Genomic DNA, 14012 nt, shown 5'->3' with positions numbered 1-14012 from the left:
TTTTTTGAAACAAAGATAAGCAATGGATTTGCTGAAGGAATAAATAATAAGATCAAATTAATAAAGCGAATAGGATATGGAGTAACTAATTTAGAAAGTTTGAGACATAGGTTGTTTATAGCTTTTATGTAAAACAGAAATAAAAGAAAGCTCGAAGCCTATTGTAATTATTTTCTAATAGACTTCGATTACAACAGAGATTATTTTTCACAACATTAATTAAAGAACCAAAGATTTTAATAACTTAGTCATCCGCAAAGAAACTTTGAAAAAGATTTTGGATAGTGATGTGTATGTGATTTACAGTGATAATGAGACTTTATCTTTAAAAAGCTTTTCTGACTTAGATAGAATAGAAGATCTTGCTAGAAGAGTTCTTAAAAAATATATTAAGAAGTACTACAGAATAAGAAATAAAAAGTTTCAAGACGATAAGTTAGTCTATAAGAGTCTATCAAAGGATGATCCTAACTTTCAGGATTACACTTTAAAAATTGATAAAGAAGAACATCAATTAATAGATAAAATCACAACACTAATTGAAGAAAAAACTGATAAGTTATATACAGCGGAATTAAATAGAGTAGAAGAATTGGACAACGTGTACTTTGACAGGCATTTGTTTCAACCGCTTTTAGGCCAGAATGGGGAGAAGATAAAATCAAGTCCGCAGGGATTAGAAGATAGTGAAAGAAGATTTGTTGATCTTTTAAGTGAACATTTAAGTAGTGGTAAAGCAGATGATTTTCTTGAAGGTAGAGAACTCTTTTTACTGAGGAATTTAACTAGAAGTAAAGGGGTTTGCTTTCTCAATGAAGCTGATAGATATTATCCAGACTTCATTTTATGGATTAAGGAAGATAATAAGCAGTACATAACTTTTGTTGATCCTAAAGGTATTATTCCTCTAGAAGACCTAGATAATGATCCAAAGGTAAAACTAGCCGAAGAAATTAAAGATAAGGAAGTACAAATTGCTCTTAATTCTGAAATAAAGGAAAATATAATTCTTAATTCATTTATTATGGTTTATTCTAACTTTCAAAGTGCAAGAGGAAAGTTTAGAAAGGAAAGACAAGATTTTAATGACTTAAATATGATTTTTACAGATGATATAACAGTAACTGCAAGGGGAATAAACCCTATTGATAAGCTTCTTAAAGCAATAATTAAGCAAGGATAATAAAAGGTGGTGATGAGTTTGGAGGAGATCTATAAAAAATTGAACTTTGAACCTAACGATGGTCAAAAAAGAGCTATTGAAACTACGGAAGGCCCCCTTTTAATAGTTGCTGGACCAGGCTCTGGAAAGACCCAGTGTTTAGTACTACGGGCGGTTAATTTACTAGTGAATGAAGAGGTTCCTTCGGAAGATATATTGATTTGCACTTTTACAGAAAAGGCTTCCTTGCAGTTGAAGACTAGAATAGCTAATATCATAGATAGATTGGAAGCTAACGTGGATACAAGTGATATCATAATCAATACCATTCATGGCTTTTGTAATGATATTTTGAGGGAATTTAATGAGTATAGCAACAAAATAAGCAGAGGCTATGAAGTACTAGATGAATTGATGCAGAAGTTTTTTGTAAATGATAACTTTGATCAAATAATTGAAAATTCTTATGATGAAAATAGAGAAAAAAAGTTCTTAAGCAAATGGAAGTATAAATGGCAGACAATAGGTAGCTTACTTAAGTATTTTAATAAATTAACCCAAGAGATGATTGAACCTGAGCAATTAATTAACAGCAATGATGTTTTTTTCAGGGAGTTAGGATATGCCTATTTTAAATACAGAGAGCTTTTAGAAGAAAAAAATTATGTAGACTTTGCTTTCCAACAGTATTATGTTAATGAATTATTAGAGAACGAGAATACAGCTCAAGAACTAAAAGATAGATTTAAATATATTATGGTAGATGAGTTTCAAGATACTAATTATATTCAGGAAAAGATCATCTATGACTTAATTGAAAAGACAGAAAATATCTGTGTGGTGGGAGATGAAGACCAGTCTCTATATAGATTTAGAGGAGCTACTGTTAGAAATCTTTTAGAGTTTCCGAAAAACTTTCCCGACTGTGAAAGAGTTGATCTGAGTATTAACTATAGATCTCATGGCTATATAATTGGTTTTTATAGTGAATTTATGACTAACATTGAGTGGGGAAAATATAGATTTGATAAATATATATTTCCTTGCGAAGAAAATGAACTTCCATTTTATGATAGTGTATTTAAAATTGATGGTCAAAATCAGGCTGATCAAGCTGGAAAAGTGGCCGGTTTTATTGAAGGATTAAAAGAAAAAGAAATTATAAATGATTATAGTGAAGTTGCAATACTATTAGATTCTGTTAAGGAAAAGTATTCGAAACCTTTTATGGATGCTTTAGCAAAAAGAGATATAGCTTCTTACTGTCCAAGAGCTAAAATGTTTTTTAAGTACGATGAAATTAGATATTTCATTGGAGCCATAATGGAAGTCTTAGATTTTGATTATAATCAGGTTAGCTTCTCTAAAAGTTGGATGAGCTATTTAGAAAATATAGCTACAGACTTAGAAGATTTAAAAGAAAACAACCAATATTCTGCGTTATTTAACTGGATAGAAGATAAACAAAATAGTTATAAAGAAATGGTAGCAAATAGTGAGACATCTGATGAAAACTTACTTGACTTACTATATCAAATGTTTCAATTTTCTCCCTTTAAAGAGTATCTAGAAGAAGATGGTGTTGAAAAGTATAATCTGGCTAAAATGTCTGAGCTACTTGCCAAATTTAATAAGTTTTATTTAAAAGGAAGTTCACTGATAACATTTAAAAGCATTAACTATCTAAAAAGAAATTTATTTAGTAGTTTTCTATATGTTATCCATAAAAGTGGGATGAATGAATTTGAGGATAAAGAAAAGATAATTCAAAAAGGCGCAGTATCAATAATGACTATTCATCAATCCAAAGGGTTAGAGTTTCCAGTAGTTATTGTAGGTAATATTGGCAAGAGAGCTATGAGTAGCGGGAGATTAGATAAGGAGCTAAAAGAATTTAAGCATAGGCCTTCTTTTGAAGACTATAGTAAGACTACTGATTTTGATTATATGAGAAGGTATTATGTGGCTTTTTCTAGAGCTGAGAAGTTTTTAGTTTTAACCAAGTATAGAAAGAGAGCTAATAAGCGGATAAGACCATCCTATAAAAGCATACGAAGTATTGAAGAAGTGAATAAAGAGGAATGGTTAGATGTAGATATTGACCATAAAAAAGATCCATTGGTAAAAAAACAGTTTAGTTTAACTTCTGATATTTTAGTTTATGATACTTGCCCACGCCAGTATGAGCTTTATAAAGAAGTAAGCTTTGTTTCCAGTAGAACTGGAGGTAATATGTTCGGTAGCTTAGTTCATAACTGTATTGAGGATATCCATAATTGCTGTTTAAATGGTGAAGAGAAAATCTTAAATGAAGACAAGATCGAAGAATTTTTTGAAGAGAATTACAATAACTTAAGAGAACATTTACAACACACATTAGCCCCCCAAACTAAAGAATCGGCTTTAAGACAGGTTATCAATTATTATAAAAACAATGAAGATATGATAAATAAGATTGACGAAGTTGAACTTCCAATTACAGTAGAGAAACCCTCCTATTATATCAATGGTAAAATTGATTTGATCTTAAATGAAAAAGGAAATTATAAGCTAGTTGATTTTAAATCACAACAAAAAATTGAATCTAAAAAACTTTTAAAAAAATATAAGCTTCAAATGGCAACTTATTCTAATTTAATTCAAACAAAGCATGGAGTTGATATTAAAGAAGCTTATATATACTGGACTGGAGAAGATGATCCCCAAAAAGCTAAAATGCCACTTGAAATAGAAAGTAAAGATATAACGAAGGCAGATAATCATTTTGATAATGTAGTAGGAAAAATAATTAATAATAATTTCAATGTTAAAGAAAAACCTTCAAATAAAATCTGTAAAGAATGTGATTTTAGATATAACTGTGATTAAGAAAAAGCAAAATCTAAGACTACAAAAGCCATTGGGGTAGTTGTAGCAACCTAGATAGTCTAAATTTTAATTGGAAGATAATTATGACTCCAATGAGTGTGGTTGATTATATTGCAGTTCACGAGCTGGCTCATATTAAATATTTTAACTTATTTAAGATATTTTTGGGTTTAGTAGAGACTATAATAGCTGATTATGAAGAGAAACAGGAGTGATTAAAGGTTAATGAAAGAAGGCTTGAGATTAAAAGTGAGATTTTTAAAAATGCTTATATATTGGGATTATAAGTAACATTAGTTATTAAAACTATCTTTAGGAGGTTATTTTAAATGTGAAGAAAGTGATTTTAATACATGGATATAATAAAAATCAAAATGACATGGTTACTTTAAAGGAAAACTTATCAAATTTAGGATATAATGGGTTATTAGTTGATCTACCTTTAACATTTAAAACAATTGAATATTGCGCTTCTCTTTTTAGTGAAAAAATAGAGGAGATAATAGATAGTTTATATGGGGATGAAAAAATTAGTCTTGTAGGTCATAGTACAGGAGGGCTAATAATAAGACACTTTATATCTAACACGGATTATAAAGATAAAGTAGATAGATGTGTTTTAATAGCTACTCCAAATCAAGGAAGCAAATTAGCTGAGATAGCTAAAGAAATATCGGGTATATTTACTAATATTTTCAAAACATTAGATTCATTGCATCCTGATAATATAAAAAAGTTGGAATTAAAAAATATAGATACTATTGAAGTAGGTGCAATTGCTGGAAATGAAAATAATTTAATATTAGGTAACTTATTAGAGAAAGAAAATGATGGTAGAGTATTAGTTAACTCTGTAAAATATAAGGGTTTAAAAGACTTTATTGTTATCCCTTATGGTCACAAAGAAATTCATCATAAGTTTAAAACAGCAGAATTAGTTGACTGTTTTTTAAAAAATGGTGAATTCAAAAAATAAAGGGGGTTATAAAAATGGGATTCAGAAAGCCAATTTCTACATTAGGAGGACTAACTTTTTGGGATAATATTAGGCAGAATAAGTATTTTATAATGCAAGAGCATAAAGTAGGATTTCCAGTTTGGCCATATAAGTATAGGATTTTAATGAGAGAAAATAGAATGGAAATTGCTAATTCAAATGATTATTCTGAGATTAAGCACGACTGGAATTATTTAGAAGATAATGCGGTTCCTCAGTTGAATGAAAAGATTGATTGGTTAGGTGACATTGATTTTGTTGATATTGTTACTAAAATTATTTCTAAGAAAATTTAAATTATTTAGTTGACTAAAAATAGGCAGAAGGTAAGCTTATTGGTCGTAGTTATTATAGCTTGTAATATCAATCCTTAAAGCTTTTTAACAAATGAAATTTCATAAATATGAAGTCTGTCATTTCAAGAGTTTATAGGAATACATAATGGGCTGAAGAAAATAGGAAGGAGTATTTAAAATTGCAAGAAAAGATTAAAAAAATAATTAGCAAATTAAATAAAGGTCTTGTAGAGCGAGAAAAAATAATTAAGATATCATTTTTAACATTACTTGCCCAAGAAAATTTAATTCTAATTGGCCCGCCAGGGACGGCCAAAAGTGAAATATCAAGAAGACTATCTCAAGTAGTTAAGGATGGTCAATATTTTGAATATCTTTTAACCAAGTTTACCACTCCAGAAGAAATATTTGGCCCGTTATCAATTCAAAAATTAAAAGAGGACAAGTTTAAAAGAAATACTGATGCTTACTTACCTCAGGCTAGTGTAGCTTTCTTAGATGAAATTTTTAAAGCAAATTCAGCTATTTTGAACTCTTTATTAACAATCATTAATGAAAAAAAGTTTCATAATGGGAAGGTTAAAGAAGATGTACCTTTATTATCTTTAGTAGGTGCTTCAAATGAGCTACCGATTGACGATAATGAATTAAATGCTCTATACGATAGATTTTTGGTTAGAAAGGTAGTTGATTATGTTGACGATGAAAGTATTTCTGCTTTATTTGCAGTGAAAGATAGAGAGTTTAAGCTGAACGATGAAGTAAAGTTTAGCTCTAAAGAGTTGGAGATGATTAAAGAAGGCTCCCAAGAAGTTAAGATTCCTGAAAGTATTCAAAGAGCAATTAAGGAGATTAGACTGGATTTTAAAGATGAGTTTGAAGAAAATAGTGCTGAGAGCTTTTCAGATCGAAAGTTTGTGAAGATATTAAAATTATTGCGAGTTTCTGCTTTTACAAATGGGAGAGGCGAGGTAGACTATTCAGATTTGCTTTTGTTAAGAAATTGCTTGTGGAGTGATTATCACAATATTAAGGCCACTGAAAGGATAATAATAGAAGTAGTTGAAGCAAACTGCGCAGATGATGAAGTAAAGTTAGAAGAAAGTATTTCAAGTGAGGCTAAAAGTTCAGCTGTAGGGTTAAAAGGTTCGGGGACAGCAAAAGATCCTTTTTTAATTGAAGATGTTTTAGATCTATATTGTTTAGATGATGAGGAGCATCGAGGAGAGGGTTATTACTTTAAACAGGTGAAAAATATTGATTTAAGTGCAGAGGATTGGAAGCCGATTAATGACTTTAATGGTCATTATGATGGAAATAATAAAAAGATATCTAATTTGACAATTAAATTAGATGGTTTGAAACAAATAGGTTTATTTGGTGGTATTACTGAAAGTTCATCAATAAGAAATGTGAAATTAGAGGATGTAGAAATAGATGTAGAAGGTAAATGCACAAAGTATGCAGGAGGATTAATTGGAAAAAATAAAGGAGAAATATCGAATAGTTATGTAACTGGTAATATATCTACTTCTGCTTCTGATTCTTCTTATGGGGGAGGGATAGCAGGAATGAATGAAGGAGAAATATCAAATAGTTATGTAACTGGTAATATATCTACTTCTGCTTCTGATCATGCTTCTTCTTATGGAGGGGGAATAGCAGGAATGAATGAAGGAGAAATATCAAATAGTTATGCAACTGGTAATGTATCTATTTCTGCTTCTGATTTTTCTTATGGGGGAGGGATAGCAGGAATGAATGAAGGAGAAATATCAAATAGTTATGTAACTGGTAATGTATCTATTTCTGCTTCTGATTATGTTTCTTCTTATGGGGGAGGGATAGCAGGAATGAACAGAGGAGAAATATTAAATAGTTATGTAACTGGTAATGTATCTTCCTTTTCTAAATACGCTTCTTCTTATGGAGGAGGAATAGCGGGAGAAAATGAAGGAGAAATATCAAACTGTGTAGCATTAAATAAAGAAATAAGTTCGAAGAGTTATAATAATAGAATAGCTAAAAATGATAATGGTGAATTGAAAAATAATTATGCTATCAAGACTATGTTACTAAATGAGGAAGAGATAAATAGAAGTAATATTGATGGTAAAGAAGGTAAAAGTATAAGTGAAAAGTTATTGAAGAATAAATTTTTTCAAAAGAATATAGGCTGGGATTTTGATGAAGTCTGGAGTTGGAACCAAGAGGAAAAACGACCTGTTTTAAAGTTAGGTAATGAAGCTGAAAGTATTGGTTTAGCGAAAGCTGAAAAGGGTAAAAAGACTAAGAGTGAATTAATAAAGCAAATAGAAGAAAATATCTGGTTGTAGGTGATAAGTAGTGTTAAATAAATTTAAAAACTTAGCAAACCCAAAAATAATTCCTTTTAAGCTAGTAATTAAAGGGATAAAAAGCTGGATAGATAATAAATATAGAGAAAAAGTAGTTCCGATCGAAGGAAGTGTTCTTTACTCTGACCTGCTTGGAGGGGTAGAACATTCTGGCATTTATATCGGCGATAATCAAATTTCAAATATTAAATCAGGTGGAATTGCTGAAGGAGTAGTTAAAAAAAGTAGCCCCAGAAATTTTACTAAGAGAAGTTTAATGCACAAAAAAATCTATGTTTCCTGTGATAAGAATGGTGCAGTTGGAGATAGGGAGGTTTCACAGGGAGCTAAAGATCATATTGGTGATAGAAGTTTTTATGGTTTAGTTTTTAATAATTGTCATTCATTTTCAAGTAAGTGTTTGGATTACTCCAAGCAGAATTATACTTTTAATTCTACTTTTGAACTTAGAGATATAGATGAGACCTGGGAGCCGACAGTTAAACTACTAAAGCAAAAGGCAAAAAAGAAGCTGGGGGCTACAAAGTGGAAACTATGGGACTGGAAAAATCAATCTGAAAGCTCCTCAGAACAAAAGGTTAGTAAGCCTAATCTTGCAGAGATAAAAGAATTTTTTAAGCAAATCCCCTTAAATCCGGAAAATATAAAAGTAATTCAGAGTCAATTAGAAGAATCTAAAGCATATAAAGAAGAAATAGTAGATGAAAATATCCCTAGCGAGGCAATTAACTTAATTAATGGATTTAGTGAAACTTTAAAAAAGATAGATAATAAGTATCAAGAAACAAAAGAGTTTATCAACTTAGTAGGTAGAGGCTATAGCTATAAAGAATTAGTAGAATTAGATCAAGATTTTGCTTCTTTAGCTAAAGAGATGAAAGAAAATAGAAAAGTTTTAGAAGTCGTAGAAAAGTTAGGTCGAAATTATATCTCAGAAACTGAAAAGAAACAACCGAAGATAAATAAAAGAGGTAAGAGTGAAGTTTTTGGCTTACATCGTAGTAATGATTTAGTAAGGTTATTGCCTTCGGAGTTAGTAAATTTTGAAGATGAAGAGCTAGAATATCTGTTTTATTCTAAATTTTTAGAACATACTTTATTAACTTATGAGTTAGTTTCTAAAACTAGAGAAGAAAAAGAAGAGTTAAAGAAAGGCCCAGTAATTGCCTGTCTTGATACTTCAGGTAGTATGTCAGGACTACCTATTTTAAAAGCTAAGGCATTATTATTATCGATTTCAGAGATATTAGAGGAAGAGAATCGAAGTTTATATATTTTACTATTTGGTAGTGCAGGAGAGATAAAAGAGCTACATATAAAGAAAAAGGAGCAGAGTGCAAAGATACTTCATTTTCTAAAGCAGGGCTTTGGTGGAGGGACAGACTTTGAGACTCCTTTGAAAAGAGGAGTTAAAATAATCGAAGATCAAGAAGAGTATAACAAAGCTGATATCTTGATGATTACTGATGGCTTATGTAAAGTTACTGATGATTTTACAAAGTATTTATCTAAAAAGAAATTAAGAGTTGGCTTTAATGTTTATACTGTGATTTGTGCAACTGAGTTAGATGGTGATGATTTTAGTGATGAAATAATTAGTATTTGAAACTTTTATGTGTATTATCATGAGGTGTTAGCTAACACTTTGTCCAACATAAATATGGGACGCTACACATGCAATTAGTGGCATTTACAATAATAAAGCGTCTTGAATTTTAGTCTATTTACAAAACTAAAAAATAATCTTCAAATCGGAAATCCAGATCGATCAAAAGTATATATAAATAACTGAGGTGATAATAAGTGGATGATGTAAAACGAATAGCTGATTATTGCATGAAAAAATTAGACCTCGCAAATGCCAAATTAAGCGAAGAATTTTTTTATCAAAGCTTATCACTATGTGTTATTGATGCCGTATTTTCAGTAGGAGTTAATTATACTGCAACCAGAAATACCGTAATAAAATACTGTCAACATTTTAATCTTAAAAGAATTAGAGATAATAAAAATAAAATACCATCAAAGAAAGAACAGCAATCAATATCTAATTTCTTATCTAAAATGAATAAACTTGGCATTGATAAATTTACAGAGGAGATTTTTGATAATAGACAACTTACTTCTCCAAGCAACGGAATCCTAAAATCTAAAGCTGTTTATCAATTTACTGAAGTTTTAAGAGAATTTAATGTAGATTATTTTCAGGATATTAATAAAATAATTAGAAATTATGAATTTAAAAAGAATATTAAAAGTATCTCTGGACAAAAAAGTGGAATTTCTTTAAATTACTTCTTTATGTTAGCTGGGTTTGATAACTTTATAAAACCAGATAGAATGGTATTAAGATTTTTACAGGGTATATTAAAAAGAAAAGTTAACCTAACACAAGCTCAAAATTTATTAATAAAAGCCAGTGATACTCTAAAAAAGGATTATAACTTCAAAAGCATAAACCCTAAACTATTAGATTATCAAATTTGGAAATATGAAAGCAAAAATTAAAATATTCTTTTATTCACTTAATGCTAAAATTTACTCCACTCAAGGACTCAGGACTAGATTTAACGGTATAAGGTCGTACTATTCTAGAACTTTTAAAGTATAATCACTAAAATGTGAAAATGTGTTTGTCAATGAAAAAATGTACAATTTGCTAACCTTTCTTCCAACATCAATTGGGGCGTCACAAATCTTTAGAGAGCAAATGGAAGAAATATATGAATAGTAATATCTCTTAATAGCTATACTGTGTACTTATATTTACATATCAAGGTTTATTATAACATAACTTGAAGCTTGTTCTGATTATAGTGCTATGATAAAATGAGGAAAATGAAGAGAATTAAAGTACTTAGTTTAAAAAATTAATTAAAGGGTTGGTTATTATGGCATTAGATGAATTACAAGAAAGAAAAGTGAAAAAAGTTTTAGAAAAGCTTTGTTCTGAGCGCATTCCGGAAAAAGTAAGAGATCAAATTAAATTGGAATTTAATATAAGAGGAAATAATGTTACTTTATTTGAAAAAAGAAGATATTATAAAGACCCTAAAGAATGGACAAAACAAAAAATTGCACAATTTAGATATGATCAGGAAAATAATCTTTGGTCGCTATATTGGTGGAGACATACTCAAAAATGGTATAAATACGAAGAAATTGGGCCCAGTAAAAATTTGAAAGAACTAGTTAAAGAAGTTGATGAAGATCCAACAGGTATCTTTTGGGGATAAGGACGTTTAGCTTGCTGTATATAGCGTAAGTTCAGCAATATTTTAGGTATAAACGATTGAAGTGACTTGTATCAGTAAGATATTACTTCAACAGAAAATTAAAACTGAGATAAACTTAAAGTTATTGTTTGCCAGTCCAAAGGCTGTTTTTAGATAGCTTGAGCCGTATGAGTTGAAAGGCTCATGCACTGTTTTGATAAGGGAAATGAGCTGTAAGGCTCCCGACCTACCAGACTGCGACTTGTTGTAATGGAATAAAGTTTAAAGAAAGGAGATTTTAATGAATATTAATATAAGAGCGGGAGATTATGAAGAGGGAGTAGAAAGAGTTATTATGAATATAAAAAATGAGATAAAAAATAATGATAATGCTAGCTCAATTAATATTGAATATAAGATGTTTTTAGATTCATTTGGATATAAAAGAGGTAGCGAAAAGTTATTTAATACTATAGATAAATATTTGGATAAATATAATATTGATGTTTCTATTACCGGAAGTAATAAAGATGAAATTAATTGGAATAACATAGAAACCAGTGATTGGATTTCTTTTAGTTTAAATGAAGAGTCAACTTCACAAATTTTGAATGATAAGATAGATATAGATTATGCTGGGAATATTAAAGTTAAAAAAGGAGATAATCCTTTCGATTTATATCTTCATCAAAAAGAAGCAATTAATTTATTAAATGAAAAATTAGAAGAACAAGGTTCATTTTCTGGAATTTTAGCTATACCGACTGGTGGTGGAAAAACTTTAACTGCGATTCAATGGCTTTTAAGAAATATAATTGATAAGAATAAAAAAGTGTTATGGATTGCTCATCGACATGAATTACTTAATCAAGCCTTTAATGCACTAGAAAAAAATTCTTTTTCGTCATTATTAAGAAAACGTAAAAAATATCGTTATAGAATAATATCTGGACAACATGATAAATCTGTTAATATCCAAGCTGATGATGATTTTATTATTGCTAGTAAAGATAGTTTATATCGTAATATGAATTATTTGATTGATAATTGGGTTAAAGATTTAAATGAAGTTGTTTTAGTTATTGATGAAGCCCATCATGCTACTGCTAAGACTTATCGAAAAATAATAGATGGCTTAAAAAATAATGTAAATAAATTTAATATGTTAGGATTAACCGCAACTCCTTTTAGGACTTCTGATACCGAGACAGGATTGCTTAAAAAATTATTTAAAGATGATATTATATATAAAATTGATTTGGAAACTTTAATTAATAGAGGAATTTTATCAGCTCCAAGTTTTAAAGAAACAAGTACTGATATTAAGATGCATAAAGAGTTTACTGATGAAGATATAGAAAAAATTAAATTTTCTGAGTTAAAAGGTGATATTGCTAAAAAAATTGTGGAAAATAGTAAGCGGAACAATTTTATAGTAGAACATTATTTGAACAATAAAGATAAATATGAAAAAACATTAGTATTTGCAATTGATATAGAACATGCAATAACTCTAAATAAACTTTTTAATAAAAGAGGAATCGCTTCTGAATATATAGTTTCTAGTGTTAGAGATGCAGTTCATGGTGTTTCAATTTCTTCTAAAGATAACAAAGAGAAAGTTCAAAAATTTAGAGAGGATAAGATAGATGTTTTAATAAATATAGAAATTTTAACTGAGGGAGTAGATTTACCTGAAGTAAAGACAGTATTTTTAACGAGACCTACAATTTCAACCATTTTAATGACCCAAATGATTGGGCGAGGTTTAAGGGGTGAAAAAGCTGGTGGAACTGAAGAATCTTATATTGTTAGTTTCATTGATGAGTGGAAAGATAAAATTAACTGGGTTAACCCTGAAAGGCTTTATTTAGGGAATGCAGATTTTGATGATGATGAAAGTGAATACAGAAAAAAGTTAGTTAGGTTGGTTTCAATAGAAAAAATAGAAGAATTTGCTAGTGTTGTAGATGATACTGTCGATACAACTGAATTGGAAAGTTTAGATTTTTTGAGTCGTATTCCAATTGGATTATATTCCTTCTCCCTTTTGATTACTGATAATAATGGAGAAGAAGCAGAAAAAAATTGTGAAGTTTTAGTTTATGATGATATGTATGATAGTTATAAAGAGTTTATAAATGAGTTAGAAAAATTATTTAATTTAAATAATTTAAATGACAAAGAAAAGTTATCAACTGATGAATTAGAAAGTCTTTGTAATGAAGTAGAAAGGAAATTTTTTATTGGAAAGGACTTTACTTTAGATTATAAAAGAGAAAACATTAAAGATATATTGAGATATTATGCATTTAAAGGGGCAGAACCCCCATTTTTAGAGTTTAAGGATCGTGAAAAATTTGATTTATCTAGAGAAGCTAAGTACATTTTTGAAAATAGTTTAGGAGGAAGAGAAAAAAGAGAATATATGGATAAATTATGGGAAGAAGAAGATAAATCATGGTGGCAGATTCTTTTTAATCATAACAAAAGATATTTTATTGAGCAATTAAATAAAGAGATACAAAAATTAGAGTATCCTGAACTAATGAAGAAAAAGAATAAAAAAACAGAAATTGAATATGACTCAGTTGAACTTAAAAAGTTAAGCATGTCAGAATTAAGGGAAAAGGCTCCAAAGTATTGGAGGAATTTACATAATGCTGTTTATGAAAAAGCGAAAGATGAAGAAGGGTATTATAATTCTGCTATTAGCGATTTTAGAAGTAAAAGTAAAATTCCTTTTCAAATAGATCATATTATACCTATATCTAAAGGAGGAGAAACAACTTTGGATAATTTACAGTTATTAACTAAAAGAGAAAATGCTAAAAAATCTAATAAAGTATAATATTTCTCAAGAATAGAGTCGCACTTCAAATAAACTAGCTAATAGATGTCAAGTAAAAGCTTAAATTATTTGTAACGCCCCTAATTGATATTGGACAAAAAGTTAGCTAACATTTTATAATAATTATAGGGGTTAAAAATAATACCTAAAGGTGAAACTTATAGTTCAGAATTTAAGATGGAAATAGTACTAGAAGTTCTTAAAGGTCGTAAGCCATCTGTAATAGCTGATGAATATGAAGTTAGTCGCAATTCCATATATACTTG

10 protein-coding genes and 1 pseudogene are annotated in these 14012 nt (G+C 29.2%); all 11 read left to right on the top strand.

Annotated features, from left to right (window positions below):
• Positions 1–15 precede the first annotated feature (15 nt).
• Positions 16–132: a transposase gene (locus tag MWH30_RS13990; RefSeq protein WP_372494175.1), complete on the top strand. Its 117-nt coding sequence runs from the start codon at positions 16–18 to the stop codon at positions 130–132.
• Positions 133–265: 133 nt separating this feature from the next.
• Positions 266–1183, top strand: coding sequence for a hypothetical protein (locus MWH30_RS12040; RefSeq protein ID WP_248664338.1), 918 nt, complete (start codon positions 266–268; stop codon positions 1181–1183).
• 18 nt (positions 1184–1201) lie between these two features.
• Positions 1202–4030, top strand: a complete 2829-nt coding sequence (locus MWH30_RS12035) for an ATP-dependent helicase (protein WP_248664337.1) — start codon at positions 1202–1204, stop codon at positions 4028–4030.
• Between the two features lie 32 nt (positions 4031–4062).
• A pseudogene (locus MWH30_RS12030) lies at positions 4063–4245 on the top strand (M48 metallopeptidase family protein); the annotation flags it as partial.
• Positions 4246–4361: 116 nt separating this feature from the next.
• The gene (locus tag MWH30_RS12025) at positions 4362–5006 is read left to right on the top strand and encodes an alpha/beta fold hydrolase (protein ID WP_248664335.1); all 645 of its coding nucleotides are present in this window, start codon (positions 4362–4364) and stop codon (positions 5004–5006) included.
• Between the two features lie 14 nt (positions 5007–5020).
• On the top strand, positions 5021–5323 hold the full coding sequence (locus MWH30_RS12020; protein ID WP_248664334.1) for a hypothetical protein: 303 nt from the start codon (positions 5021–5023) through the stop codon (positions 5321–5323).
• Between the two features lie 179 nt (positions 5324–5502).
• On the top strand, positions 5503–7659 hold the full coding sequence (locus MWH30_RS12015; RefSeq protein ID WP_248664333.1) for an AAA family ATPase: 2157 nt from the start codon (positions 5503–5505) through the stop codon (positions 7657–7659).
• Positions 7660–7669: 10 nt separating this feature from the next.
• Positions 7670–9286 carry a VWA domain-containing protein gene (locus tag MWH30_RS13945; protein WP_248664332.1) on the top strand — a complete coding sequence of 539 codons (1617 nt, stop codon included), beginning with the start codon at positions 7670–7672 and terminating at the stop codon, positions 9284–9286.
• Positions 9287–9483: 197 nt separating this feature from the next.
• Complete coding sequence (locus MWH30_RS12005) at positions 9484–10188, top strand: DUF8548 family protein (protein WP_248664331.1); 705 nt, start codon at positions 9484–9486, stop codon at positions 10186–10188.
• A gap of 383 nt (positions 10189–10571) precedes the next feature.
• Positions 10572–10916, top strand: coding sequence for a DUF3024 domain-containing protein (locus MWH30_RS12000; RefSeq protein ID WP_248664330.1), 345 nt, complete (start codon positions 10572–10574; stop codon positions 10914–10916).
• A 280-nt stretch (positions 10917–11196) separates the two neighbouring features.
• Entirely contained in the window at positions 11197–13746 is a 2550-nt protein-coding gene (locus tag MWH30_RS11995; RefSeq protein WP_248664329.1) for a DEAD/DEAH box helicase family protein, read from the top strand.
• Positions 13747–14012 lie beyond the last annotated feature (266 nt).

The organism is Fuchsiella alkaliacetigena, assembly GCF_023227765.1.
Lineage (GTDB): Bacteria > Bacillota > Halanaerobiia > Halobacteroidales > Acetohalobiaceae > Fuchsiella > Fuchsiella alkaliacetigena.
Note: the sequence above shows the minus strand (reverse complement) of the source record. Positions and strands in the feature narration are given on the sequence as shown.

Coding starts and splice junctions, on each gene's coding strand:
- MWH30_RS12000 (WP_248664330.1), top strand. CDS start 10,572: ATGGCATTAGATGAATTACAAGAAAGAAAAGTGAAAAAAGTTTTAGAA.
- MWH30_RS12020 (WP_248664334.1), top strand. CDS start 5,021: ATGGGATTCAGAAAGCCAATTTCTACATTAGGAGGACTAACTTTTTGG.
- MWH30_RS11995 (WP_248664329.1), top strand. CDS start 11,197: ATGAATATTAATATAAGAGCGGGAGATTATGAAGAGGGAGTAGAAAGA.